A 26,624-nucleotide genomic window follows, 5' to 3' on the forward strand; every position below is an offset into this window, starting at 1 on the left:
CGTAAGTGCGGGCGCTCGGAGTGAACCGGGGGAGCGGAAGGGGGCGCTTTCGCCGACCGACGTGTCCAGCTGATCATTTCGGGCCTAATGTCGCAGAACAGGGCACGACATGCACGGCGGGAGGCTCGAGGATGCCGTCACGAAGCGGATCCCGCGAAGGGCGGGACGTCCAGGGTGTTCCCTCGGTTCCCACCGGGGCCCCCGGCACCTGCGGCTTCCCGCGCCCCCGGGACCGCGCGGACTCCTCCGGCGGAGAGGAGCACCCGGGGCGCGTGGAGCCGTCCGGGCGCCCCCGTCCCGCGTGGGCGTGGGAGCCGTCCGACGGTGAGCACCCGAGCCTCCGGTACGCCTCAGGGGCCTCCGCCTCTCCCCGCGGCCCGGACGCCCTCCCTCCCTGCCGCCCGGACATCCTTCCTCCCGACCGCCGGGATTCCCTCGAGGGTCCGGCAGGCCCTCGCCGGCTCCCCGTCGGCACCGTGCCGGACGCGCCCGACCAGCCCGTCGACGACGGCCTGGTCCGCCTGCACGATCTCGCCGGCCGTCCGCGCGGTACCGGGTTCGTCGCCGACCGTCGCGGCACCGTGATCACCAGTCACGAGGCGGTCGACGGTCTGCCCCGGCTCGTGCTGTACGCGGCCGGGAACCGCCACTGTGTGGTGACCGCCGACGCCGTCACCCCGCTGCCCTCGCTCGATCTCGCTCTCGTGCGCACCGAAGGGCTGGGTTTGGCCCCGCTTCCCGTCTCCGCGCGGAAGGGCGTCGAGAGCGGCACATACGTGCGGATCTTCGCCGGGGGCTGGCGCGAGGCGCGGGTACTGGGCACCACCGCCGTCACCTACACCGCCACCGACCGCCCGCACCCCGTCGCCGACGCCCTGGAACTGGCGGTGGGCACCGCCGGCCGGGACGCGCTGCGCCTCGGCGGCGGAGCCGCCGGCGGCCCGGTGCTCGACGCCCGCACCGGCACCGTGCTCGGGGTCCTCGGCACCGCCCTCCGCTCGGCCGACAGCGATGTGGGCTTCGCCGTACCGCTTCCGTCGACGGCTCCGGCCCTCGCCGGGCTGCTCGCCGAGAACGCGGCCACGGTGCCCGCCCACGGGGATGACCTCAACCTCGCCGGGCTGGTGGAACTGACGGCCGCGTGGACCGCACTCACCGCCGGCACGGGAGGGTTCACGGCCGGCGTGGTGGGCGGTGCGCCTGCGACAGCGGGATGGACGACGGCCCCGGTGGGGGACGCGGCCGTCCCGGCCGGGTTCACCGCCGCGCCCATGCGGCCCGGGGCCGCCGTGGGGGGCGGCACGGCCGGCGCGGTGGAGGCCGGCTCCCCGGCCGCGGCAGCGGAGTGCAGCGACCTCTCAGAGGGAGACGCGGTCACCCCGTCCGACTCCGCCGCGGTCGGGTGCACACCGCCCCCGGGGGAACTCGCGGTCGCCCACACCCGGTTCACCTTCGGTGCGGTGGTTCCCGCCGCCGCTCCGGCGGGACCCGCAGTCACCCGCGCGCGACGGGAGGGAGCACCGGGAGCCACCCTGGAGCACGTCGAACGGCCCGCCGTCCTCACGGAGTTCGCCGCCTTCGAGCGGGGCGGGGCCACCGTACTGGGCCTCGTCGGGGTACCCGGCAGCGGCCGCAGTACGGAGCTCGCGGCGCTCGCCGCCCGCCGCCGGCGGGCCGGACGCCCCACCCTGGTGCTGCGCGGCGCCGATCTCCGCGAGGGCGACCGCTCGCTCGCGGACGCCGCCCGCCGCGCACTGGACCGCGCCGCCGCTGTCGTCGCCGCCTCCCGCGCCCCGTTCCCGGCCACCCCGGACGCGCTCGGCGATCTGGACCCGGAGCGTCTGGCCCGGCTCGCCCGCACCGCCGGCCACCCACTGATGCTGCTCCTCGACGACCCCGAGCAGATGCCGCCGGAACTGTTCCACCGCCTGTCCCAATGGGCCGCCGGCACCGCGCGGTGGCTCCGGGCCACAGGCGTGCGGCTGGTGGTGGCCTGCCGTGCGGAGTACTGGGAGGAGGCGAGGTTTCCCGAGGAACTGCTGCACCTCGGAGAACTCCGCTCCGACGGGCTCCCCCCGTGCGTGACCCTCGGCGACCTCACCCCCGAGGAGGCCCGCGAGGCCCGTGCCCGTCACGGCATCCCCGAAGGCGCGGTGACCGGCGCCGACGCCCGCCATCCGCTGACCCTGCGGCTGCTCGCCGAGGTCAGGTCCGACCTCGGCGACGACGCCCTCGACGTCCCCGTCCACCGCGAGGACGTGCTCTCGGCCCACCTGGACCTGCTGTGCCTGCGGATCGCCACCCGCCTCGCCGCGGAGCACGGGCTCCGCGGCACCGCCGTACGGCGGCTGGCGGCCCGGGTGGCCGGACGGGTGCACGAAGCCGCCCGCCGCGGCCTCGGCACCGTCCACGGGGGACTGGACCGGGAGGCGTTCGAGGCCGTGTTCCCGGCCGGGGACGCCCCCGACCGTCCCGGCGAGCACGGCACCGGCTGGGCCGCCGCCGTACTCGCCGAGGGACTCCTGGTCCCCGCCGGGACCGGTTACCGGTTCGCCCACGAGGAGCTCGCCGACTGGCTCCAGGGCCTGCACCTCGACCTGGACGGTGCCCTGCGCGCCCTGGTCCACGACGACCATGGCACCCCGCCGCACACCGACCCCGTCCCGCACCACCGCATCGGGCCCGTCGTCGAGGCCCTGCTGCTCCTCGCCCGCCGGCACGGCACCGGCCGCCTCGCCTCGCGCCTGGCGGACCTCACCCACGCCCTCGACGCCGACCCCGGCTCGTGGTGGGCCGCCCGCCTGCTCACCACGACCTTCGTGCGCATGCCCGACGCGGCCCCGTACACGGACGTGCTGCGCCTGCTCAGCGACCGGACCGTGGCGTGGCGGGAGCAGTGCCGGACGGTCCCGCCGGAGCTCGGCCCCGCCTTCTGGACCGCGCTCCGGCTACCGCCGGAGGCGCGCTTCGCCCTGCTGCGCCGCCTGGTCCACGCCGACGGCCCCCCGTGCGAGAGTGGACCCCGCTTCCTGGACGCCGCAGCCCGGCTGCTCACCGCCGACCCTGTCGCCGTACCGCCCTACCTGGTGCGCTGGTTCGAGGACGAGCGGCCGTTGCCCGCCACCCCCCACGCGACCGTCGCGACGGCCGCGCAGGCCCTGCTGCACACCCACCGCCACGAGGCCCTGGACGCGCTGATCGACGCCCTCGCCGACAGCGCCCACCGGCGCGCCGACCAACTGCTCACCGTACTGGCGGAGGAGGAGCCCGCGGCGATGTGCCGGGCCGCCGATCGCTGGGCGCGCGACGAACGCCCCGCACGCCGGGCCGCGGCGATCACCTACGGCCTGCGGGCCGCGCCGTGCGCGCGCGACGCGGTCGACCGCACCCTGCTCAGATACGCGGCCCTCGCCGTACTGGTCCGCGCCTCCGACCGGGAACTCCACGGCGGGGCGCTCGCCCTCCTCGTCCGCGACCCCGACAGCAGGGACCGGCACCTCACCCGGGCCCTGGCCCACTTCGCGGACGGCGACCCCCACCTCCCGCCCAGCGCACTGACCGACGCCCTCGAGACCCACCCCGGGCCCGTCCTCGACGCCTTCCGGACGAGGCTGGCACGGGCGGCGGACCCGACCGGCACCTTCCACGCCCTCGCCGACGCCACCACCCCCGCCCTCGCCCGACCGGTCGCCGCTCTCCTGCGGGAGAGCACGGAACGGCGGCCCGAGCTCGCCGGGCCGGTGGCAGCGTACGCCGACCGGAAACTGGACCACGGAGGCCCGGCCGACCGCGCGGTACTCCGGACGCTGTTCGCCGGTCTGCTCGACGACGGCCCACAACCGCTCCGGCTGGTCCTCGCCGGCGTCCTCGCCGCCCCCGGCACACAGGCCTCCCGCCCGCTGCGCCGCGAACTGCTGGACGCCCTGCTCGCCCGGGAGTCCGACCCCGCCGTCCTGGAGGCGGTGCTGCGGGCCGCCGCCCGCATCCCCGGCCCCGAGGCGCGCGTCCTCGTCCACCGCACCGGGCTGCTCCTCGGCCGTGTTCCCCAGGGCGCCGCCCGCTTCGAACGCTGCCTGACCGACCTGGGCCGCCACGTCCCCGGGTTCGCCGCCACCGTGGCCGGCTGGCTCGCGGACGCCCCGCGTGAGTGGTCCGCGCTCGTGGGCCCGGACAGCCGACGGACGATCGAGGACCTGGCGGGCGCGGGCGTCCCCGCCTGACCCACGCCCGCACGTGCACCCCGTCACACAGCCACCATGCCGATGCGGGCGGACAGCATGCGGCATGGCACCCTTAGACCTGCGCAGAGAAGTCCGCGGACCCGGTCCGTCCGGCAAGGTTTCGACAAGGAGCAGGCACAGTGCAGCGCTGGCGTGGCTTGGAGGACATCCCCGAGGACTGGGGGCGCAGCGTCGTCACCATCGGCTCCTACGACGGAGTGCACCGCGGACACCAGCTGATCATCCGGCATGCCGTGGACCGGGCCCGCGAGCTGGGTGTCCCGGCCGTCGTCGTCACCTTCGACCCGCACCCCAGCGAGGTCGTCCGCCCCGGCAGTCACCCCCCGCTGCTCGCCCCGCACCACCGGCGTGCCGAGCTGATGGCCGGTCTCGGGGTGGACGCGGTCCTGATCCTTCCCTTCACCACCGAGTTCTCGAAGCTGTCCGCGGCCGACTTCGTGGTCAAGGTCCTGGTCGACAAACTGCACGCCAAGGCGGTCGTCGAGGGCCCCAACTTCCGCTTCGGCCACAAGGCCGCGGGCACCGTGGACTTCCTCGCCGAGCAGGGTGAGGTCTACGACTTCGACGTCGAGGTCGTCGACCTGTACGTGAGCGGTGAGGCGGGCGGTGGCGAGCCGTTCTCCTCCACGCTCACCCGCCGTCTGGTCGCCGAGGGCGAGGTCGAGGGCGCCGCCGAGATCCTGGGCCGCCCGCACCGCGTGGAGGGCGTCGTCGTCCGGGGCGCCCAGCGCGGCCGCGACCTGGGCTTCCCCACGGCCAACGTCGAGACCCTCCCGCACACCGCGATCCCCGCCGACGGCGTCTACGCCGGCTGGCTGCACGCCCAGGGCGAGGCCATGCCGGCCGCGATCTCCGTCGGCACCAATCCGCAGTTCGACGGCACCGAGCGCACGGTCGAGGCGTACGCCATCGACCGCGTCGGCCTCGAACTGTACGGCCTCCACGTGGCCGTCGACTTCCTGGTCTTCGTCCGCGGGCAGGCGAAGTTCGACACGATCGACGCGCTGCTGGAGCAGATGGCCGAGGACGTCCAGCGCTGCAAGGAACTCGTGGCCGCGGCCGAGGAAGCGTAGGGGGAGCGGACCGTGTACCTCCAGGGCAGACGGTGCGGCGACGACGTCCCGCCGGTGACCGGGCCCGGGAGGACGTGCTCGTCCCCGGGGCCGGAGCCGGTGGGTGCTCCCAGGTCGGTCGGGGATGCTCGTGCGGGCGGCCACACCGCCGGAACGGGCTGAGCGGGTCCACCCTCCGCAATGCGCGGGTGAGCGGGCAAGAGCGGTAACAGCGGTGGTCACGTCAGGGAACGCGTGTGGCCCGCGGAGACAACGACGTGACGCGTCCGACTCGCTCACGGGTGGAGGTCACGGACGCGCCGCCGGCCAGGGCGGGAAGGCGCCACCGCCGAGGAGCAACGGCACGGTGGAGTGACCGTGCGCGGCGTGCGGGGTGCGACGGCCGGAGACGGCCGGGATGCGGGTGACAGGCCTGTCGAGTGAGGTGGGCGGGCAGGTGACGGCGGGGCTCAGGCCAGGTCCTCGGGCCGCGTCCGCAGTTTCTCGGCGATGCGGGCGAGGGCGCGCTGATCCGTCGCGCTCAGTGGATCGAGCACCAGCCTGCGGACCGCCCGCACATGCGTCGGCGCGGCGGCGACGACGACCTCGTAACCGGTGTCCGTCAGGGCGGCGATGGTGAAGCGGCCGTCCTCGGGGTCGGGGTAGCGCTCCACCCACCCCCGCGCCTCGAACCGCTTGACGACGTTGGACAGCCGGGAGAGCGAGCCGTTGGCCAGGTAGGCCAACTCGCTCATGCGCAAGCGGTGTTCGGGTGTCTCCGAGATGTGGCTGAGGGCCAGGTACTCGAAGAGCGTCAGACCGGCCTCACGCTGCAACGGGGCCTCGAGCCGCCCCGGCAGCAGCAGCACGAGCGAGGCCAGGCCGGTCCAGGCCTCCTTCTCGTCGGGGGTGAGCCACCGGGGCTCGCCGGAGGCGTCCTCACCGGCGTCCAGGGACGCGGAACTGGTCACCCCGACACATTATCAAGCGGTCCATCACTTCATGCTTGAAGTGAGGCATGGTAGGTTCACTTCAAGAATGAAGTTATTGGAGAGGATCTGGTCATGTCTGCCGTCCGCATCGAACAGCCCTGCACCCCGCAGTTCTTCCTCACTCCCGGCTACGGCGAGAAACACCTGGCCCTGTTGCACTACAGCCAGGCCGTACGCGTGGGCGACCGCGTCGAGATCTCGGGTCAGGGCGGCTGGGACGACGACACGAACTTCCCGGAGGCGCTGGAGGACGAGATCGTCCGGGCGTTCGACAACGTCGAGAAGACACTCGCCGAGACAGGCGCCACCTGGGGCGACGTCATCGCTGTGGACTCCTTCCACGTGCCCAGTGCCGCCGACTCCATCGGTGACGCCCACAACCGGGTCATGGTCGAGCAGTTTCGCCGGCGCATGGGTGGGCGCGCGCCCATCTGGACGCAGATCGGGGTGGCGGCGCTGGGTGCCCCGGGCATGAGGGTCGAGATCCGGGTCACGGCCGTCGTCGGCCGGAACGGCTGACCAGTGCGTGGCGGAGACGGTGGCCCCGCGTCGGGTCACCGTCTCCGCCGCGCCGTGGACGGCCCTACTGCTGCGGGGGCGGCTGCTGCCCCTGACCCGCCTGCGGGTAGCCGTAGCCGGCCGGCTGCTGCCCGGGCTGGGCCGGGTGGGGCTGCCCCGGAACCTGGGGATACGGCTGGGCGGGGGGCTGGTGCGGTGGGGCGTACGGCTGCCCGCCCTGGGCCGGGGGCTGCACCGGCTGGCCGTACGGCTGTCCGGGCTGCGGCTGCTGCGGATACGCGCCGGGCTGACCCGGGACGGGCTGGCCCGGCAGTGGCGGGGCGGCGACGGGCGGCGGGTTGCCGTCCGAGGTCCACAGACCGTGCGACTGCTGGTGCCGGACGAAGTCCTCGGCGACCAGCGCCGCGAGGTTGAAGTACGCCTCCCGCACCTTCGGCCGCATCATGTCGAGGTCGACCTCCGCACCCGCGGCCAGATGCTCGTCGAACGGTACGACGAGTACGCCCCGGCACCTGGTCCGGAAGTGCGCCACGATGTCGTCGACCTTGATCATCTTTCCGGTCTCGCGCACCCCCGAGATGACGGTGAGGGAGCGTGAGACGAGGTCCGCGTACCCGTGCGCGGAGAGCCAGTCCAGGGTCGTACTGGCACTGCTCGCACCGTCCACCGACGGCGTGGAGATGATGATGAGCTGGTCGGCGAGGTCCAGCACGCCGCGCATGGCGCTGTAGAGCAGACCCGTGCCGGAGTCGGTGAGGATGATCGGGTACTGCCTGCCGAGCACGTCGATCGCGCGCCGGTAGTCCTCGTCGTTGAACGTCGTGGACACGGCCGGGTCGACGTCGTTGGCGATGATCTCCAGACCGGAGGACGCCTGGGAGGTGAACCGCCGGATGTCCATGTAGGAGTTGAGGTACGGGATCGCCTGGACGAGGTCACGGATGGTGGCCCCGGTCTCGCGCCGCACACGTCGGCCGAGCGTACCGGCGTCCGGGTTGGCGTCGATCGCGAGGATCTTGTCCTGTCGCTCGGTGGCGAGGGTGGAGCCGAGCGCGGTCGTCGTGGTCGTCTTGCCGACGCCGCCCTTGAGGCTGATGACGGCGATCCGGTAGCAGGACAGCACCGGCGTGCGGATCAGCTCCAGCTTCCGCTGGCGCTCGGCCTCTTCCTTCTTCCCGCCCAGCTTGAAACGCGATCCGCCGGACGCGGGGCGGCTGCTCTTCGCCTTCTGCTTCCTGCTGTTGAGCAGCCGGTCCGACGACAGCTCCACGGCCGCGGTGTAACCGAGCGGCGCAGCACCGGGGTTGGTCGGCTGCCGCTGGTCGTGCTGGACGGGCTGCGGCCAGGCGGCCCCGGCTCGGGGGTCGATGGGCTGCTGCGGGGGGTGACCCTGCGGGGGCACGCCGGGGGCGGCGGGCTGCTGGGGGTGTGCTGGTGCGCCGGGGTGCTGTGAGGGCTCGCCGGGTACGCCGGGCTGCGCGGGGGTGCCGGGCTGCTGCGGGAAGCCGTAAGCGGCGGGCTGGGCAGGGGAAGTCGGGGCCGCGCTGGGCGGGAAGTTGTAGCCGGCCTGCGGGTTGGGCGCGGGCGGGGTCCCCGGCTGGGGCTGCGGGGCCCCCGGAACGGGCTGGTGCGGGAAGCCGTAGCCCGCGGGTGGAGCCGACGGCTGAGGAGCGGGGGCGGGAGCGCCCTGCTGCGGGAAGCCGTACCCGGCCTGCGGGTTGGGGGTGGGCGGGGTCCCCGGCTGGGGCTGCGCGCCGGACTGCGGGTACGCGGGGCCGGGGGCGTCGGCGGGCGACGTCTCGGGCTGGGCGGCCGCTGCGGCGGGCGGCTGCGGGAAGCCGTATCCGGCGGGCTGGCCGGGAGTGGGCTGTGCCGGGGCCTGAGGAGCCACACCGGACTGCGGGTCCGGGGCCGGCGGGGTCACCGGCGGGGATTGAGGGTTCGCCGGGTCGGGCGTGGCGGTGGGCGGGAAGCCGTATCCGGCGGGCGGGGCCGGGGGAGTCGGGGCGGCGCCCGGCTGCGGCAGAGAGAAGCTGGTCTCGGCGCCGGCGGCCGGCGTGGGCGGGGTCTCGGGCTGCGGTGCCGGGGCGCCGGGCGGGAAGCCGTGGCCGGACGGCGGGGCCGGGTTCCAGGCGGCGGGCGCGGGCTGCGGCGCCTGGGGCTGGAACGGCGGCTGCTGGGGCTGCACGTCCGCCGGCGGGGCGGTGGCCTGTGGCGGCTGCGGCGGCCACTGACCGGCAGGCGCCGGGGCTGCGGGGTACACGGGCGGGGCGTCGGGCGCGGCAGGGATGGCGTCCTGGGGCGCGCCGTCCTCGGGGGCCTCGGCGGGCACCGCGTCGTTCACCGGCTCGGCGTCCTCGGGCTCACCGGCCTGCGGCTCGTCCTGCGGCTCGTCCTCCGGCTCCACTGCCGCCGTGTCGTCCGCCACGTCGGTCACCGGGGACTCGGCGTCGTCGGTCTCCCCGTCCTCGGGGTCGGTGACGCCGGCCTCGTCGAACCCCGCGGAAGGCTCCTCGGAGTCGGAGTCGGAGTCGGAGTCGGAGTCATCCGTGTCCTTCTTCTCCTCGGCGACCGGCTCCAGTGCTGCCTCGTCCTCCCGGCTCTCCTCGGCGGCCTCGGGCACAGGCTGCTCCGTCTCACCCTCCGTCTCACCCTCCGTCTCACCCTCCGCCTCGCGTTCCGCGATCTCCCGCTTCAACGCGGAGGCGGAGAAGCGGATCGTCGCACCGCTCTCCAGATCACCGCTGTCGCTCTCGGACCCACCGACCGGAACGTCCGGCACGGCGGAAGACGAAGCAGGGGCAGCACCGGAATCCGTGGGCTCCGCCGCCGCTTCCGGCCGCTGCGGCTCGAACCCGCTGCCCAGCGGGAGCCTCGGCACGGAGACGGGCGCCCCCGACGGCGGCGCGGGCGGTGTGAACGGCGCGGCAGGAGCCGGAGGCGTGAATGGGGCGCTCGGTGCAGACGGCGGCGCGGGCGGTGTGAAGGGCGCCCCCGGCGCGGGCGAGGGCGCGGGCGACGGCGGCGTCGGCAGCGACGACGGCCCCATGGCCCTGACGGCGTGCGGCGGCGGAGTCAGCCCCGGCAACGGCGGAATCGGCCCGCCGGAAGAAGGCGCGGGAGCCGGAGGGGAAGGCGAGGAGGACGACGTGTCCTGGGAACCGGAGGAAGTGGACGAATTCCCCGACTCCTCACTCCCCGAAGCGTTCTGCGTGTACCAGGCCGGCGGCGCGTAGTCGATGGTGAACTCGCCCGTCGTCTCGATGGCGGACTCCGCGTCGGGCTGGTCATCGCCGGGTGTCGCCCAGCCCCCGCGCGTCCCGTCCCGATCGCTGCTCACAGTTCCTCCTGATTGGTCGTGCACCCTCATGCCACGCTGGGGCGACCGTGTTTGTCGTCCGTTGTGCTTCGCAGTGGTCCGAAGCCGCTCGAGGTCGTGCGAGGTCCTCCGATGTCATCGGTTTCCCCCGCTCTCACCCGGGACGCCGCCGCCCGGTTCACGGGTTCCGACGTCACGCCCACACCCAGCCTAATCACCACCCACCCCACTACGGCAGGCCCGCCCGCCCCCCTCCACAGGGCGCAACGGGCAGCGACCGGTGGGCAGTCGCCCGACAATCACCCGCAAACAGGGCATCAACGGCATTCATAGGGGTCCGAAGTGAAAGCCGGGGGGTGAAACGGTGCCCCCGCCGTCCCGTCCCGCTCAGTCCATCCGTCGGGGCATGCCCAGCAGTCCGGTCTCCGCGTCCGTGGGCCGGGTCGTCACGTACTGCCGGTCGCCGTCGGCGCACCAGAGCGTCACCCCGTCGGCGAGGGCCGGCAGCGACTCCACCTCCGCCCGGGAGAGCCCCATCGTCCGGCCGAGCTCCGCCGCCTCGTCGGGGGAGACCCGCTGGATGCCCGCCAGCCTGGCCCGCCGGAGCAGCCCCGGCGCGACCGGGCTCAGATACGGCAGCAGCGTCAGCAGCGACTGCCAAGGCCCCGAGACGACCCGCCCCCGCGGCGGCCGCATGCCGCAGTCCCGCACCACCAGCACGGGCGTCCCAGCCGACGCGCCCTGCGGCGGCACGCGCCCCACGTCGTACACCGTCAGCCCGTTCTGCCCGCCTCCCATGGCGTGCAGCATCCGCTGCCAGGCCTGCGGGCGTCCCGTCTCCACCGCGACCCGCGCCCCCGTCGCCGCCGCCCGCAACGCGAGCACCTGCGCCGTCCACAGGCCGCCGATCAGGACGACGTCGTACGGTGTGGGCCGGTTCAGCCCGAGCACCGCGGGCCGGCCGTCGGCGTCGACACCGGCGATGACCCCGTCGTCGCCGATCGGCAGCGCGAGCGCGTCCACCTGGTCCACGGACAGCGTGTGCCGCCCGTGCCGGGGCCCGGTCGGTCCGAAGCCGCTGAGCAGCCGCCGGACCGGCCCCCGAGCACCCGATCCCGCGCCGCCCCCGCCGGGCGCCGGCGTCGTGGACGTCGTCATCGCGCGCCTCCCAGCGGCAGCGTGGCCAGCACGGCGGGCAGCTGCTCGCGATCCAGCCGGGCCAGATCCGCCCCCGCCCGCCGTGCGGAATCCTCCAACGCACGGCGCGCCGCCACCAGTTCGTCGTCGCCGCGCCCGGTCACCCGCAGATGCCCGGACAGGGACACCTCCTGCCCCTCCGCGCGCGCCAGCGTGAGACTGAAGGTGGTGGCGAGCGCCGGAACGGCCGTGACCCGGGCGACGAACTGGGGCAGCGAGGGCCCGCCGCTCCCACCGGTTCCGGGCCAGCGCCGTATCCAGTACGTCGTGTGCCTGCGGTTGTCGCAGCGCCAGCTGCGGCCGGACTCCTCGGTCCGCCGCTCCCTCGTCCCGGTCCGCCCGGCCTCCGCCGTGACCAGCGGATTGGCGCACGCCGACGTGGCGAGCGCGGCGATCAGCTCCTCCTCATCCAGCACCGTCGTGCGGAAACCGGCACCCGTCAACCGGCTGGCGAGATGATGAGCCGCGCGGGCGACACACTTCTGCGCCCCGACCAGTCCGCCGCCGCGTGCGGCCACGGCCTCGGGACACAGTTCGGGGTCCAGCTTCAGCGCGATCCACGTGATGCGCACCGCCGGGGCCTCCGTCTGCTCCTGCAGCGGCGCGTAGTTGGCGACCGCCACCGACTGCGGCGGCAGATGCAGCGCGGGAGCGGGCTGGGTGTGCAGCACGATCTGCGCCGACTCCAGCCGGATCCCGTCCACTTCGAGCGCGTCCCGCACCAGGGCGAGCGGCAGCGGCCGCCGGCTCCGCTCCGCGCGCAGCGCGGTGAAATCGGCCTCCACGTGCACCACCGCCGTGACGAAGGTGCCGTCCCCGATGATCCCCACCGGCCGCCGGTCCCGTACACCGTGGGAGTACGTCCGCAGCGCCGGGGCGCATTCGAGCACCGGCGCCAGCCCCGGCTCGGTCCCCGGCGGCACCTCGGCCGCCGCGGCCCGCCGCTGCCGCGCCCGCAACGCCCGTGCCGTCGCCAGCCATTCGGGCAGCGAGCGCCCGCGCCGGCGGACGACGGCCAGCACCACCAGCACCGCGGCGACGACCACGGCGGGCACCAGGACGACCGGACCGGCCACCCAGCCGACCAGCAGCACGGCCGCGGCGATCTCCAGCAGCACGAGTCGTTGCAACCGGAACGAATTGCCCCGGCCCGGGCGTGTGCCGAGCCGCAGCGCCCCCAGCACAGGCGGATCGCCCGCCGCCGGCCGGCCCGCGCCTCCCGGACCGCCCGCAGCACTGCCCGGCGCCCCCGCCGGGCCGCGCACCCGCGTCCCCGAAGCCCTCACTCCATCCCCCGCTCTGCTCACCGCCCGGCCAACTGCACCGCCACGGCCCGGAAAAGCCCGTACCCTACCTGCTCCACACGCACCGACGATCACCAGGCATAGTAGGGGGCCGGTCCGACAACGGGCGGCCCGGGATTCGGTCCCCGGGGGCGGTAAGCGGGGGAGCTGCACTCACTCATGGCATCACGGCGGGACGAACTCAACGCCTACACGTTTGCGAAGCGGCGCATGCTGGCCGCCTTCCTCCAGCCCTCACCGTCGGGTACGGAGGAGGGAGCACCCCGGCCGCTGCGGGCCGTCGTCCCCAGTCTGGTGGTCGGCGCGCTGGTGCTGGGCGTGTTCGGGGCCTGGGGCATGTTCAAGCCCACGGCCCCTCCCGGCTGGGACGAACCCGGCGCGCGGGTGATCGTCGGCAAGCAGTCGACGACCCGGTACGTCGTCCTGGACACCGACGGCGTCACCCGCCTGCACCCCGTGCTCAACCTCGCGTCCGCGCGGCTGCTGATGAAGGACGCGGGATACAAGGTCGTCCAGGTCGAGGACAAGATCCTCGACTCCGGCGAGCTGCCGCGCGGACCCATCCTGGGCATCCCCTACGCACCCGACCGGCTGCCCTCCGCGGACGAGGCGGGCCGCGCCAAGCGCTGGGCCGTCTGCGCGCAGCCCGGCGGCAAGGACGGCAACGGCACCGTCCAGCAGGCGACGTTCGTGCTCGCCGGCGCCGACCGGGAGAAGACCGACGGCACAGGCCGTCTCTCCGGCGGGGACACGCTCTACGTGAAGACCCGCACCGGTGAGCGCCACCTCGTCGATGCCCGCGGCACCTCGTACATGGTCACCGGCGCGGAGACCGACCCGCTGACCATCGCCCTCGTCGGCTCCCGCAAGCCCCAAGTCGTCAGCGAGGAATGGCTGGCCACCCTCCACGAGGGCGACCCCGTCGGCTTCCCCCGGCTGCCGTCCGGCGTCGGCGACCCCGCGGGCGTGCCGGGGCAGCTGTCGGCGGACGAGAACAGGGTCGGCACGGTCCTGCGGACCGAGACCGGCGAAGGCACCCGGTACTACGTCGTCCTGCCCGGCAAGGTGCAGCCGGTCAGCGAGTTCACCGCCTGGCTGCTGATCTCCTCGCCGCAGACGGCCCCCCTCGACATGAACGGCAAGGCCCGCACCGTCGGCCTCCAGGACTTCACCGCCGACCCCGAACCGTTCGCCGGCCAGCCCGCCGACTGGCCGGACCGCAGGGCCCGCCAGGTCAACTCCCCCGAAAGCGGCCGCGACACGGTGTGCAGCGTGCTGCGCGACGTGGGCCAGGACAACTCGACCGACCTCAGCACCTGGGCGGGCAGCGGCTACCCGGTCGAGATCACGGCCGGCGGCACCAGCACCTACGTCACCCCCGGAACCGGCCAGCTCTACACCCAGATCCAGGGCACCGCCTCCGACGCCGGATCCCTCTTCCTGGTGACCGACACCGGACTGCGGTACGCCGTTCAGGCGAACGGCGACAGCGACAGCGAGGCTTCCGACATCGGCGCCGCGGACCCCGGCGAGGGCGCGGACGACGCACCGGAACCCAGCGAGGCCCAGGTCAAACTCGGCTACCAGAACGTCCGTCCGGCACGGATCCCGCTGGCCTGGTCCGAGTTCCTCGCCAGGGGACCGCGCCTCGACACCAACGGCGCACGCCAGCCCCAGGGTTCGTGACCGCCCCGCAGACGTACAACAGGAAGGGACCGCACCGGTGTCGCCGACCAAGGCCGCCCTGCTGGCCGCCGCCGTACTCCTGACCGCGCTCGGCCCGGCGCAGGACGCGCCGCAGCGTCTGCGCCTCGACGGCAGCGGTGAGTGCACCTATCCCAGCAAGCAGCAGTTCAAGGCCCGTCCCTGGCCGCTGCAGCGGGTTCTGCTGGACGAGCTGTGGGAGGGCACGGACGAGGGCAAGGGCGTACGCGTGGCCGTCATCGACACCGGCGTCGACGACCGGAACCCCCAACTCGTCGGCGCCGTCGACAAGTCGGCCGGACTGGACCTGCTCACCAAGGGCAAGGGCGGCGACCCCACCGCCGACGAGGTGGGCCACGGCACCAAGGTCGCCGGCATCATCGCCGCCAGGCCCCGCGAAGGCACCGGATTCGTCGGCCTGGCCCCGAACGCCACCGTCATCCCCATCCGGCAGAACGACGCCGACAGCAGCGGCGACTCCGACTCCATGGCGCGGGCCATCGACCACGCCGTGGCCCGGGGCGCCGACGTCATCAACATCTCGCAGGACACCACCAAGCCGCTGTCCGCAGGCTCCGCCCTCGCCGAGGCCGTGCGCGAGGCGATCGCGGCGGACGTCGTCGTGGTCGCCTCCGCGGGCAACGACGGCCTGGACGGCAAGGTCAAGAACACCTATCCCGCGGCCTTCGACGGAGTGCTGGCCGTCGCCTCCTCCGACCGGAACAACGAACGTGCCGCCTTCTCGCAGGCCGGGGACTTCGTGGGAGTGGCCGCGCCCGGCGTCGACATCGTCTCCACCGTCCCCGGCGGCGGCCAGTGCACCGACAGCGGCACCAGCTTCTCGGCCCCCTTCGTGGCCGGCGTGGCGGCCCTGCTCAAGGAGAAGCACCCGGACTGGACCACGGCCCAGATCGTCACCCGGATCGAGCAGACGGCGGAACGCCCGGTCAACGGCCACGACGACTTCGTCGGCTGGGGCGTGGTCGACCCGGTCCGCGCCGTCCAGGAGTCCGACCTCGCGGACCCTCCGTCGTCGCCCACGCCCGATCCCGGGGTGACCAGGGCCGAGGCCCCGGACGTGGCCCCGTTCTCCCTGGCGGAGACCCCGGCGGAACGCGACGAACGCCGCGCGGCCTACGCCCTGGGCATCACGGCGGTGCTGATCACCGTCATCGCCGGTACGGCGGTGACCCTGCGCGATCTGCGCCGGCGCCGTGGGGGAGCACGGAGGGCCTGACGTCCCCGGGGCACCTGGCAGCCTGCGCGTTCCCCGGTCTCACTCCGCGGGCGCGCCGCCTCCCGGGGCACTCGGCAGCCGGCGCGCCGGGCCCCGCCTCACTCTGCGGGCGCGCCGTTCCCCGGCGACGGCTCCAGGTCGAACTCCCCGTCCCGTGCGCCGAGTACGAAGGCGCGCCACTCCGCCTCCGTGTAGCGCAGCACCGTCGCCGGGTCGAGCGAGGACCGCATGGCCACGGCGCCGTCGGGCAGATAGGCGATCTCCACCCGCTCCTCGTGCTCCTCCGTGCCCGGAGCGGAATGCCACTCGACACCCGAGATGTCCAGTGCGTACAGCTCGTCCCGCTCACGCTCCTTGCGCGCCTTGATCTCCTCGGGCGTCTCACGCTCCTGGTCCGGCAGTTCAGCCATGGCGCAGCGATGTCCTTTCGTGACGTACGAACGATCCTCGGTCACAGTATTGGGCACCCCGCGGGGGGTGCCCGCGCGCCCCGCGGGGGTGCCCGCGCGGTGACCGGATCTCGCGGTTCCGGCGGAGATTACCCGCCGTGAACTGGCCCGTAGCCGCTTTGCAGTTGGAACACCCACACCAAGTGACTAAAGTGGCCCCGGGTGCCACGTATGTGGTATCGCACGGGGGCGGTGCGGCGCTGCGACCACGCGTCGCGCAGGGAGGCAGCGGTTCTTGCCCGCCAGGACGCCTGGACACCCGTCCAGCACTTCATGAGGAGGGCACGAGACCATGAGCGTCGACTACAGCGACTCGGATCTCACGGACCTCGCGGACAAGATCCGTGACTTCCACACGGACGTCAGCAGCAAGGTGACGTCCCTCAACACCGTCGTCGACATGATCCAGGCGGGCTGGCAGGGCGCCGCGGGCAAGGAGTTCGACACCGTCCAGCGCGGGGTCAACCAGCACCTGAAGAAGCTCCAGGACGACCTGGTCGACCTGGAGGAGGTCATGCGGATGAGCGTCAAGGGCTTCAGCTCGCACGAGCAGGAACGCGTCTCGGAGATCCGCAAGGTGGACAACTCCTACCAGGTCACCAGCCGCATCACCGACCTCGCCTGACCGACACCGCCGCCACCCAGGAGACAGCAGTGACCGTCAACTACGACCGCACCGCGGTCAACTTCGACACCGTCACCCAGGCCGCGCAGGACGTGCGCAAGACGGCCAAGGAGATGAGCGAGCAACTCGAGATCCTCATGCGCAAGGTCAAGGCCGTCGCCGAGACCTGGGAGGGCGAGGCGAAGACCGCCTACGCCGAGATCCAGCGCAGCAGCAGCGCGGAGATGGACCAGATGGTCCAGAAGCTGGCCCGCATCGCCCAGCTCCTCGACGAGTCGGTCATCGGCTACAAGGACACCGACCACGGCAACGCGGCCCGGTTCCGCATGTTGATGGGCTGAGGCAGGCAGAGTGGAGAACGGAGGCGGCCCGATGACGGGCCGCCTCTCCGCATGTGCGCCTCGCCACATGTCGGTTGGCAAAGGTGCACATGGCGCTCCGCGCGTGTGATCGTTGAGTACATGCGTGCGAACGGGGGCGGCGCCGGCATGACAGCGACCAGTGACGTCGACTTGGTGGAGACGGTACGACGGGCCAAGCGCGGTGAGGCATCGCCGCAGGAGGTGTTCGACACGTTCCTCCGGTCCCGCGTGTATGGCGAACGGCCCGAAGAGCCGGGCTTCTTGACGGTGATCGCACCGACTTCCCCGCCGGCCGACGCCTCGCCGCGGTCCCGCATCCTCGACCTGGCCACCGTCACCGCCCCTGAACCGGCCCCGGCCCGGCTGGTGCCGGTGTTCACGTCGCTGGAACAGTTCGAGCTGTTCACGGGTGGAGGAGCCTGGTTCTCGACGACGGGCACCGACCTCCTCGGCCTGCTGCCACCGGGACTCGACGTCTGGCTGGACCCGGCCGCCGAGCACGCCGTACGACTCGCGTCGGCCGCCACCGCCGTAGAGCCGGTGCTGCACGTCTCGTACCGTCCCCGGGGCGGTGCGGCATGAGCGACGTACAGGGCTGGCTCATCCCACTGGGAGCGGACGGCGGCGAGTTCAAGTGGGAGGTGCAGTTCCTCCAGTCGATCGCGCGCCCCCTCGAAGAGTCCACGGCCGCCGCCCGGAAGATCGCCGGTGAACGTGCGGAGCAGATGTTCGACGACCCCTTCCAGGTCACCGAGGACACGACCGGAGCCGCCGAAGTCACCGAGTCGGTCGGTGACTTCCTCGACAAGTGGTGCCACGGCCTGGGCTGCATCGCCGACGACGCCGACGTGATCGTCTCCGCGCTGAGCGCCACCATCAACGACTTCCTGGTCACCGAGACCAAGACCCGGTACAAGGCCATGATGCTCGAACGGCAGCAGCAGTTCGAGGACGACCACCCCGTCACCGGCTTCCTGGAGGACCACGGCATCGCCGAGGAACGCAAGGAGTTCCGCGCCCGTATGGAGCCGGTGGACCCGGGCAAGAAGTAGAGGCAGGAGCAGGAACACCCAGCATGACGGACAAACGGTTCCTCTTCCGCCGTATCTGGATATCCCCCGCGGACACCGTCCAGGACTGGGTACCGGGCAAACCCGCCGAGCTCGACCGGCTGATCAAGAAGCTCGGCGGTGCGGCCGCACACTTCGGCGAGGGCGCGGAGCAACTGCGCAAACTCAACACCGAACCCTGGCAGGGCGAGGCCGCCGAGGAGTTCCGCAAGACGGTCAAGAAGCTCCCCGAGGAACTCGACGGCGCGATGGACGCGTTCGTCGAAGCGGGCGCCGCCGTACTCGCCTACCGCGAGATCCTCGACGGAGCCCAGCGCCTCACCCAGCAGATCCTCGACCACGAGGCACCCACGGCCCGCGACCTCTCCCGCCAGTACGCCAAGGCCGTGGACGGCTACAACGCGGCGATCAAGGCCGGCGACACGACCCTGCCGACCCGGCCCCCCGAGACCGACCCGGGCCGCACCGCGATGGCGGAACTGGTCGAGCGGATCAACACCGCGCAGGGCGAGGTGACGGAGGCGGCAGGCGCCGCGAAGCGCACGCTGCACAAGGCGGCCGAGAAGGCGCCGAAACGCCCGAGCGGCTGGCAGCGCCTGACCGACGGCGCCAAGGAGGGCTGGAACGACCTCGTCGAATTCGGGCTCGCCGTCAACCCCGGCCGCCTGCTGACCGAACCGAAGGCCTACCTCCACGACGGGGCGATGGTCATCGACGGCGGCGTCGGCGCGGTCCGGGACCCGGTCGGCTTCTCGAAGGACGTCTACACGGGGGTGTCCAACACCTGGGACGAGTTCCAGAAGGACCCGGTCCGCATGCTCGGCTACATGGCCCCGAGCCTGGCCGGCGGCGCGGCCTTCAAGGGCGCGGGAAGCCTGGCGCGCCACATGGACGGCCGTAACGCGCTCGGCAGCCCGACCGGCCTCGGCACGGCCGGCTCCCACCTCGACGACAGCGAGCCGAACGCCCACAGCGACAACAGCTCACCCGCTCACCACGACCCCACCGACCCCGTCAACCTGGCCACCGGCAAGATGTACCTGCCGCAGACGGACGTGGCCCTGCCCGGTGCACTGCCTTTGCTCTTCCGGCGCCGCGCGGAGTCCGGCTTCCGCGCGGGCCGCTGGTTCGGCCCGTCCTGGTCCTCCACGGTGGACCAGCGTCTGGAGATCGAGCCGGAGCGCATCGTCCTGGTCGACGAGGACGGACTCCTCCTCGCCTACCCCCACCCCGGCCCGGGCGAGACCGTCCTCCCGACGGAGGGCCCGCGCTGGCCCCTGCGCACCACGGACGACGGCTACACCGTCACCGACCCGCACACCGGCACCGTCCGCCACTTCACCACCCAGGCGGACGACCACGCCCTCATACGACAGCTCGAGGACCGCAACGGCAACAGCATCACCGTCGAATACGACGCCACCGGCACCCCCACCGCGCTGTCCCACAGCGCGGGCCACGACATCCGCATCACGACACAAGACCACCGCATCACGGCCCTGCACCTGACCGGCGCGGACCAGGAACTGATCCGCTACGGCTACTCGGAGACCGGCGACCTCACGGAGGTCGTCAACTCCTCCGGCCGCCCACTGCGCTTCACCTACGACACGGCCGGCCGCATCACCTCCTGGACCGACACCAACGACCGCGGCTACACGTACGAATACGACGACCACGACCGCTGCATCGCCGAGGGCGGCACCAACGGCCACATGAGCCTGCGCCTCCACTACAGCGAACGCGACCCGGAAACCGGACTGCGCACCACCACGGCCACCACCGGTACGGGCCACGTCCGCCGCTACTTCATCAACCACCGCTGCCAGGTGGTGGCGGAAACCGACCCACTCGGCGCGGTCACCCGCTTCGAACGGGACCGCTTCAACCGCCTGCTCTCCCGCACCGACCCCCTGGGCCACACCACCCGCTTCACCTACGACGAGGCAGGAGACCTCACCTCGGTCGTACGCCCCGACGGCCGCGAGTCCCAAGCGGACTACAACGCCCTCCACCTCCCCACCACGGTCCGGCACCCGGACGGCACCACCGTCCACCAGACGTACGACGCCCGGGGCAACAGAACCTCCCTCACAGCGCCGACGGGCCACACGACCCACTTCGAGCACGACGAGCGGGGCCACCTGACGGCCGTGGTGGACCCCCTCGGCCACACGACCACAGTCCACTGCGACGACGCGGGCCTCCCCGTGCGCATCACGGACCGCCTCGGCGCGACGACGTCATACGACCGCGACGCCTTCGGCCGCCCCGTCACGATCACGGACCCCACAGGCGTGGTGACCCGCCTGGAGTGGACGGTGGAGGGCCGCCTGGCCCGCCGCACCGCCGCCGACGGCACGACCGAGTCCTGGACCTACGACGGCGAGGGCAACTGCACCACCCACACCGACCGACTCGGCGGCACCACACACTTCGAATACACGCACTTCGACCTGCTGACGGCCCGCACGGGCCCGGACGGAGTGCGCTACGAGTTCGAGCACGACACAGAGCTGAACCTCACCAAGGTCACCAACCCGCAGGGCCTGACCTGGAGGTACGGATACGACCCAGCGGGGCGTCTGGTCACGGAGACGGACTTCGACGACCGCACATTGACGTACGCGTACGACGCGGCAGGCCGTCTGACGTCCCGCGAGAACGCACTGGCCCACACCCTGTCGTACGAACGCGACGCCATGGGCCGGGTGACCACCAAGCGCACGCCCGACGGAGCCACCACCTACGCGTACGACACCACCGGCCGACTGATCGCGGCCACCGCCCCCGACGGCACCACCCTGACGATCGACCGGGACGCGTACGGCCGAGCCCTCGCCGAAACGGTCGACGACCGCACGCTGTCCCACACCTATGACGCCCTCGGCCGCCGCACGTCGCGTACGACCCCCACCGGCGCGATCACCACCTGGGCCTACGACGCGACGGGCCGCAGCGCCGCCATGACGGCGTCGGGCCACACCATTGACTTCACCTACGACCCGGCAGGCCGGGAACTGACCCGCCGCATGGGCGAAACGGTCACCCTGGACCACACGTTCGACCCCTTGGGCCGCCTGGCCACCCAGTCGGTGACGGGCACAGACGGCCGTTCCGTGCAGCACCGCGCGTACACCTACCGCGCCGACGGCCACCTGATCGGCATCGACGACCAGCTTTCCGGCCCGCGCCGCTTCGACCTGGACGCGACGGGCCGCGTGACGGCCGTACATGCCGCGAACTGGACGGAGCGCTACGCCTACGACGAGGCCGGCAACCAGACCTCCGCGTCGTGGCCGACGTCGCATCCGGGCGGCGAAGCAACCGGTTCCCGCACCTACGCGGGCACCCGCATCACCCGAGCCGGCCAGGTCCGCTACGAACACGACGCCCTGGGCCGCACCACCCTCCGTCAGAAACCCCGCCTCTCCCGCAAGCCCGACACCTGGCACTACACCTGGGACGCGGAAGACCGCCTGACCGCGGTCACCACCCCCGACGGCACCCGCTGGCGCTACACCTACGACCCCCTGGGCCGCAGAACGGCCAAACTCCGCCTGGCGGCCGACGGCGAATCAGTCACTGAGCAGACCCTGTTCACCTGGGACGGCACCACCCTCTGCGAACAAACCACAACATCCCCGACCCTCCCCAACCCCGTCACCCTCACCTGGAACCACCGGGGCCTCCACCCCATCACCCAGTCGGAACGCATCACCGCAGCGGACGCCCCCCAGCACGAAATCGACTCCCGCTTCTTCGCCATCGTCACCGACCTGGTCGGCACCCCCACCGAACTCATCGACGAACAGGGCGACATAGCCTGGCGCACCCGCACCACCCTCTGGGGCACGACAACCTGGCCCACCTCCAGCACCGCCTACACCCCCCTCCGCTTCCCCGGCCAGTACCACGACCCGGAAACAGGCCTCCACTACAACTACTTCCGCCACTACGACCCGGAAACGGCGCGGTATCTCACGGCGGACCCACTGGGTCTGGCACCCGCACCCAACCCGGCGGAGTATGTAAGAAATCCGCTGGGTGGCGCTGACACTCTTGGGCTTGCACCGTCATATAAGAATCAGATGCCGGGAGAACTCGAAAGTGAGCTGGCCGCTGCCGAAAGTCTGGCTGTCGGCCCGCTAAGGGTAGGCGACAGCGGGTTTGATGAAGCAATCAATTCTGGGAGCATAAAATGGGTGGTTGATCAGAATGGTGACCTTCTCGTCATGCCCAAGTATGTTGCTGGAATTGAGCTCAAGCATCCCGTCCTGACCCGCGGAGAGTCAGTTCAGACGGCTGGAGAGGCCGATATAGCCGGGAGTGATGGAACCTACATCGGCCTGGAAATCAACAATAACAGCGGCCACTACAAGCCATCACGAGATAGCCTTGCAATAGGAAGGGAGGCATTCGAACGTGCGGGAATCATATTCGTCGAATGAGTCGCCTGGCGGGAACTCGACACCAGTCGAAAGTGAAGGGATCGCAAGAGCTTCACTTGACGAACTAGAGGCCTGGGTAAACCGATCGGACAGTTCGAATGACGACTGGCAAACCTGGGAAATGGTCCGCGACTTGTCCGTTGGTAGGATGCAAAATACCGGCCTGGGTGTGGAGACTCAGCTCCGTTGGGTTCGGCTGGCCCTGGCGGCACTTTGTCGGAAACGAGATAGTGCAGAGTTTGATACAGCGAGCATTCTTGCCGACGAAATTTATGTACGCGCTTTTGCTGTCCAGCGATTTGGTGCCGTGCAGGGCGACCCGATTCGAGATCCTATCGAGGCGTGTCGTGCCGTGTTTAGAGAGATTCATGAATCCCGAGATGAAGTGGCCGCTACCACGGTTGAATGGAGGTCGCTTTCGAAGCAGGAGATTCTGCGACTGCGGCGCATCAAGAATCTTCTGAAACTCCTTCAGCCGATCATCGACTTTATCCCCCGGGACGCACCGGAGTTCCATCAGCTAGCAGAGTGGCTACAAACTGTTCCTCGATTGCCGTAAGGTCTGGAATCGGAAGTTCAGAGAGTTTTTGGGCCTGGCCAAGTTAAGTGCTGGATATTTTCCACGAAGGGGCGACGTATGGGTGAATGTACGGGTGAGATGAAAGCCCAAGTAGTCCCGTCGTTCGCGGTCGAAGATCGCTTGCTTTTCGCTTGATGTGTCAAGTGTCTGATCGAAGTATCCGTGCGATGTGCGCTCTCAGTAGATTCGGTGAGATTGAATGGTTTGGAATTTCCACGGAGTCGAATCTTGTTTACGGCTACCTTCAGGTGCCACGCATGAAATGGCGCTTCAAGAATCGTAGCGAGCATACGGCGCGGCTCATCGAGGACGCGGTGCGGGCTACCCCCACACAAGTCGAGTGGACGCTTGACCGCACAAGGAGGAACTGGGTGCTACTGCCCAGTCGAATTATTATTGAAGCTCAAGGGCTCATGAACCCCGCCTTCGCAGATGTGGTCAATCGCATCAACGCGCAAGAGCAAGATTTCTGCAGGCGGGCTCTTTCGGATTTCGATCTCATTATTTCTCGCCTGCGTGAAGTGCCGATTCCGTGAAGCTGACCTCGAGTTCGCGAAACCAGTGGATGAATGGGACCGCTTCAACTGGGTAACTCGGACGCGTGAATGAATATCGATTGCCTGCCAGCGTGGCTGGTAAATCTTGAACTGCTGCCGCAGGAATAGAATTCTCGCTCCTCGTGCTCAGTAGGCATTACTGAGATCTGGGGGGAGTGACTTGGCCTCCTGGCACTTACCTACTTTGTATGCGTGCTTCGTAATGGCATACGCGAAATCAGTGACGACTTGGCGTAGCTCATCATTTTTCGCGCGAGTTTCCCCGACTGTCCTTGCTTCGGTTATGAGGGCGTAAGATTGAATGGCTGTATCAGGATTGATGTCGGGAGGTGTGCAGGGAACATAGACGCTTGCCAACCCGCCGGACACGGAGAGTACTTTTACGGAGCCCTTGTCTGTCCGCACCAGCTCTCCATCGCGTTTACCTGTGTAGAAACGGACCCAGTTGGCGACTGAAGAATCGGCGGTCTTGGACTCACCAGACAGAATGGAGTCACCGTTGGTGGAGACGTGGCAAGTGAAGAAAAAATGTTGGCCGGGGGTGCCTGTGTCGTCGCCTTCTTCGGCGCTGCGAGATGGAGGGAGGGCCTTAAGAGCGATCTCCCTGTCCACAGAGCCGGAGCAAACCTTCTGCGGGAGGTGCTCAAGCCCACTGGTGAAAAGATATTGGTAGCTGAAAATCCCTCCGAAGACGAGAATACATCCCACGCCGCTTGCCAGTAGTGTCCTGACATTCTTTTTCATGGCTACAGCCACCGATACAGGTCAGGCGCTGGGGCGCGCGTGTGTGTCCTCAAGAGCGTTGTCGCTCAGACGCCATCCTTGGTTGACCGAGTTTCGGATCAAATCCTTGGTAGCGTCCTCTGGGAGTTGGGAACCGTGGACTGCGATAGCATCCACGGCAGACCACTGTGTTTGTTGTACCACTGAATCCTGCGTCCTGTTGAGGTCCTGGCCAGTGCGATACAACGATTCATCCAGAGCACCGTCAAGCTGCTTGCCGTCGTAGAACCGGTCCACTGCCATGCCTGATACTCCAGAGAAGAACCCTCCGGCAGTGGCGGCCACCAGGGCTCCTGATGCCGTGGCAGGGACGAGAGCGACTGAGCCGACACCGATACCCGTGGCGGCCATGGTTTTGATGAAATCTCCCTGCTTCTTAATTGCCTCGTTGTAATCTTTTTCAGTACCGATCGAGCGGCCGATTTCAGCATCTGCAGTCGAATGTCCCACGATTCCTTGGACCATTCCCGCACTATGTGCAACCGTTGCGATAGCATTGTCCGTGCTGCCGTCGTACAGAGAAGAATCCGCTACATGCGCCTCAAGAAGACTGGCAGTGTAGGCAGTCTCTCCGTACTGAATTGCTACTTTCCCGTCCAGATCTCGGGAGACTTCGTACAAGAAGCGGGTAACATCCGTGCGCTCGAGCCCTTGGGGTGCAGCGCTGTTCGTCAATAGGGCAGGCTCGGAGCCGGGTCCGGCCAGTGAAATGCTGATTTCTGGCATGTACGCTGAGGCCATATGGCCAAAGCTCTCACCAAGGCCCGTTTTGTTGACCAGATCGGCGCCACCGCCCGACTGCGCAACCGCGTGCATGACATTTTGCATGATTTCTACTTGTTCCTTGCTGTGCGGTGGCACCCTGTCGGTCGGCAGGTCAGGCGCGATACCGGTTACTGCTGCTTCCAGTGCCGGCCCCAAGGAACTTCCACGGTCGGTGTACGTGCTGCTCTCCAGCAGGTGATTAAGGTCTGACTTGCCGGAAAGCATTTGTGTGGCAGCTTCCGGGTTGTGGGACAGGGCATCCAGGTAACCGTTCAGGGGATCGCGACCGGTTTCTTTCCCGAAGACCAGGTCGGCTCCTCTTTGCCAGACCTCATCGGTGTACTTTCCCTCACCCTCCGGTGCCATGTCGACCTTCAGGAGAGCTTTTCCGTAATCGTCGAGGAACGCCGTATCGTAGTGCCCTGTACTCATGAGGCTGCTCATCACCTGGAAGCCGACGGCCCCCGTAGGGGGGCGTAGAGGGTCGGCGGGATCCGATCGGAAGCTGGTATTGCCCGCGGTGATTACCGCTTGCTTCCACTGGTCCATAGCGCGCGAATCGGAGTGGGTGGCTTTGGCCAGATTAGTGCTGAGCTGATTCTGGAACGTTTGTAGCTCCCTCAACTCTGAGCCTTGCGCACCGGCATGCGCATCGGACAGGTCCACCCAGAACTGCAGAGTTCCCTCAGCGCCGAGACCTGTCGCGAATTTTTCGTTGAACAGCGGATCACCCTCATGCTTGGTGAGGACGCTTCGCATGTGCTTGACGTCGTCGACACTCAACTCGCCGCCTTTTCGGGCGAGCGTGGCCATCGCGTTCGCGTCTTGAATCGCTTCGCGTCTTCTCCGCTCTGCCTCCTTGACAGTGCTGGCGCTTTCGGTATTGAACCCCCGTGCGTCGCTGTTCGGATCCGACGTCAAGGCGTACTGCAGGGCGAGATCCGCGTCGTCTGCGTTCTTGAGCGCGGCATCGATCCTGGTGTTGTAGTCCTGCACCGCACCGGAGTAGCCCTTGTTCAGAGAGCCCTGGTGCTCCGGTGGCGCGGAGGAGGTGTCACAGTACACCTGTCCTTCAGGGGTGATCTTCAGATACTTGTCTTCTGCTACGTACTTTTCGATCTTTTTGAGCTCATCTTTGGCGTCCTGGAAGGCTTCGAGTGAACTCCGTAAGAGGGTGTGGACGTCGTGAGCCTCGTCAGAGGCTGCTTTCATCTGCTTTTCGATCAGGTCGAACTTGGAGAGCGCCTCTGTTGCTGTTTCCCCCTTCCAGTCCGAATCCCTGAGTCCCTTCGTGACCGTACTCCCGAACGATCGAGCGACCGTGTCAATTTGCTCAGGCAGGTGGCTCCAGGCGTCGACGGCGGCGGACAGTGATGCGAGATTCGAAGTCCGTAGCTGTTGGTAAGTGATGGACACG

Annotated in this window: 19 protein-coding genes; 12 read left to right on the forward strand and 7 right to left on the reverse strand. The window is 70.1% G+C overall.

Annotated features, from left to right (window positions below; genetic code table 11):
- Window positions 1-476: 476 nt before the first annotated feature.
- Both ACZ5C2_RS35100 and ACZ5C2_RS35105 read left to right on the forward strand, forming a co-directional pair.
- Window positions 477-4,220, forward strand: a complete 3,744-nt coding sequence (locus ACZ5C2_RS35100; RefSeq protein WP_468800392.1) for a trypsin-like peptidase domain-containing protein — start codon at window positions 477-479, stop codon at window positions 4,218-4,220.
- Window positions 4,221-4,360: 140 nt separating this feature from the next.
- Window positions 4,361-5,314: a bifunctional riboflavin kinase/FAD synthetase gene (locus ACZ5C2_RS35105; RefSeq protein ID WP_468800394.1), complete on the forward strand. Its 954-nt coding sequence runs from the start codon at window positions 4,361-4,363 to the stop codon at window positions 5,312-5,314.
- Between the two features lie 449 nt (window positions 5,315-5,763).
- On the opposite strand, the gene ACZ5C2_RS35110 is transcribed toward ACZ5C2_RS35105, so the two are convergent.
- Window positions 5,764-6,264, reverse strand: coding sequence for a MarR family winged helix-turn-helix transcriptional regulator (locus ACZ5C2_RS35110; protein WP_468800396.1), 501 nt, complete (start codon window positions 6,262-6,264; stop codon window positions 5,764-5,766).
- A 93-nt stretch (window positions 6,265-6,357) separates the two neighbouring features.
- On the opposite strand from ACZ5C2_RS35110, the gene ACZ5C2_RS35115 reads away from it, so the two are divergent.
- Complete coding sequence (locus tag ACZ5C2_RS35115) at window positions 6,358-6,804, forward strand: Rid family hydrolase (RefSeq protein ID WP_468800398.1); 447 nt, start codon at window positions 6,358-6,360, stop codon at window positions 6,802-6,804.
- A gap of 64 nt (window positions 6,805-6,868) precedes the next feature.
- Here ACZ5C2_RS35115 and ACZ5C2_RS35120 read toward each other — a convergent pair whose 3' ends face one another.
- The 3 genes from ACZ5C2_RS35120 to eccE all read right to left on the reverse strand — a co-directional run bounded on the left by ACZ5C2_RS35120 (window position 6,869) and on the right by eccE (window position 12,606).
- On the reverse strand, window positions 6,869-10,144 hold the full coding sequence (locus ACZ5C2_RS35120) for an SCO5717 family growth-regulating ATPase (RefSeq protein WP_468800400.1): 3,276 nt from the start codon (window positions 10,142-10,144) through the stop codon (window positions 6,869-6,871).
- A gap of 366 nt (window positions 10,145-10,510) precedes the next feature.
- Window positions 10,511-11,281, reverse strand: a complete 771-nt coding sequence (locus tag ACZ5C2_RS35125; RefSeq protein WP_468800402.1) for a hypothetical protein — start codon at window positions 11,279-11,281, stop codon at window positions 10,511-10,513.
- The gene (eccE, locus tag ACZ5C2_RS35130) at window positions 11,278-12,606 is read right to left on the reverse strand and encodes a type VII secretion protein EccE (RefSeq protein WP_468800404.1); all 1,329 of its coding nucleotides are present in this window, start codon (window positions 12,604-12,606) and stop codon (window positions 11,278-11,280) included. Before eccE ends, ACZ5C2_RS35125 begins: the two co-directional genes overlap by 4 nt.
- Window positions 12,607-12,783: 177 nt before the next feature.
- Here eccE and eccB point away from each other — a divergent pair, with 177 nt between their 5' ends.
- Both eccB and mycP read left to right on the forward strand, forming a co-directional pair.
- Entirely contained in the window at window positions 12,784-14,310 is a 1,527-nt protein-coding gene (eccB, locus tag ACZ5C2_RS35135; protein WP_468800406.1) for a type VII secretion protein EccB, read from the forward strand.
- 37 nt (window positions 14,311-14,347) lie between these two features.
- On the forward strand, window positions 14,348-15,565 hold the full coding sequence (gene mycP / locus ACZ5C2_RS35140; RefSeq protein WP_468800408.1) for a type VII secretion-associated serine protease mycosin: 1,218 nt from the start codon (window positions 14,348-14,350) through the stop codon (window positions 15,563-15,565).
- A gap of 98 nt (window positions 15,566-15,663) precedes the next feature.
- Here the strand turns inward: mycP and ACZ5C2_RS35145 are convergent, their stop codons facing one another.
- Window positions 15,664-15,975, reverse strand: a complete 312-nt coding sequence (locus ACZ5C2_RS35145; protein WP_468800410.1) for a DUF397 domain-containing protein — start codon at window positions 15,973-15,975, stop codon at window positions 15,664-15,666.
- 331 nt (window positions 15,976-16,306) lie between these two features.
- On the opposite strand from ACZ5C2_RS35145, the gene ACZ5C2_RS35150 reads away from it, so the two are divergent.
- The 7 genes from ACZ5C2_RS35150 to ACZ5C2_RS35180 all read left to right on the forward strand — a co-directional run bounded on the left by ACZ5C2_RS35150 (window position 16,307) and on the right by ACZ5C2_RS35180 (window position 23,638).
- Window positions 16,307-16,639, forward strand: coding sequence for a WXG100 family type VII secretion target (locus tag ACZ5C2_RS35150; RefSeq protein WP_468800412.1), 333 nt, complete (start codon window positions 16,307-16,309; stop codon window positions 16,637-16,639).
- Between the two features lie 29 nt (window positions 16,640-16,668).
- Complete coding sequence (locus ACZ5C2_RS35155; protein ID WP_468800414.1) at window positions 16,669-16,980, forward strand: WXG100 family type VII secretion target; 312 nt, start codon at window positions 16,669-16,671, stop codon at window positions 16,978-16,980.
- Between the two features lie 147 nt (window positions 16,981-17,127).
- Entirely contained in the window at window positions 17,128-17,583 is a 456-nt protein-coding gene (locus ACZ5C2_RS35160) for an SseB family protein (RefSeq protein ID WP_468800416.1), read from the forward strand.
- The gene (locus ACZ5C2_RS35165; protein ID WP_468800419.1) at window positions 17,580-18,053 is read left to right on the forward strand and encodes a hypothetical protein; all 474 of its coding nucleotides are present in this window, start codon (window positions 17,580-17,582) and stop codon (window positions 18,051-18,053) included. The genes ACZ5C2_RS35160 and ACZ5C2_RS35165 overlap by 4 nt, the downstream gene beginning before the upstream one ends.
- A 23-nt stretch (window positions 18,054-18,076) precedes the next feature.
- Entirely contained in the window at window positions 18,077-22,522 is a 4,446-nt protein-coding gene (locus tag ACZ5C2_RS35170) for a putative T7SS-secreted protein (RefSeq protein WP_468800422.1), read from the forward strand.
- 169 nt (window positions 22,523-22,691) lie between these two features.
- The gene (locus tag ACZ5C2_RS35175; RefSeq protein WP_468800425.1) at window positions 22,692-23,081 is read left to right on the forward strand and encodes a hypothetical protein; all 390 of its coding nucleotides are present in this window, start codon (window positions 22,692-22,694) and stop codon (window positions 23,079-23,081) included.
- A gap of 278 nt (window positions 23,082-23,359) precedes the next feature.
- Entirely contained in the window at window positions 23,360-23,638 is a 279-nt protein-coding gene (locus tag ACZ5C2_RS35180; RefSeq protein ID WP_468800428.1) for a hypothetical protein, read from the forward strand.
- A gap of 147 nt (window positions 23,639-23,785) precedes the next feature.
- Here the strand turns inward: ACZ5C2_RS35180 and ACZ5C2_RS35185 are convergent, their stop codons facing one another.
- Together ACZ5C2_RS35185 and ACZ5C2_RS35190 are read right to left on the reverse strand one after the other, a co-directional pair.
- Window positions 23,786-24,415 carry a hypothetical protein gene (locus ACZ5C2_RS35185; RefSeq protein WP_468800431.1) on the reverse strand — a complete coding sequence of 210 codons (630 nt, stop codon included), beginning with the start codon at window positions 24,413-24,415 and terminating at the stop codon, window positions 23,786-23,788.
- Window positions 24,416-24,424: 9 nt separating this feature from the next.
- Window positions 24,425-26,623 carry a PPE domain-containing protein gene (locus ACZ5C2_RS35190; RefSeq protein WP_468800434.1) on the reverse strand — a complete coding sequence of 733 codons (2,199 nt, stop codon included), beginning with the start codon at window positions 26,621-26,623 and terminating at the stop codon, window positions 24,425-24,427.
- Window position 26,624 lies beyond the last annotated feature (1 nt).

The organism is Streptomyces sp. NPDC031365 (assembly GCF_055569765.1).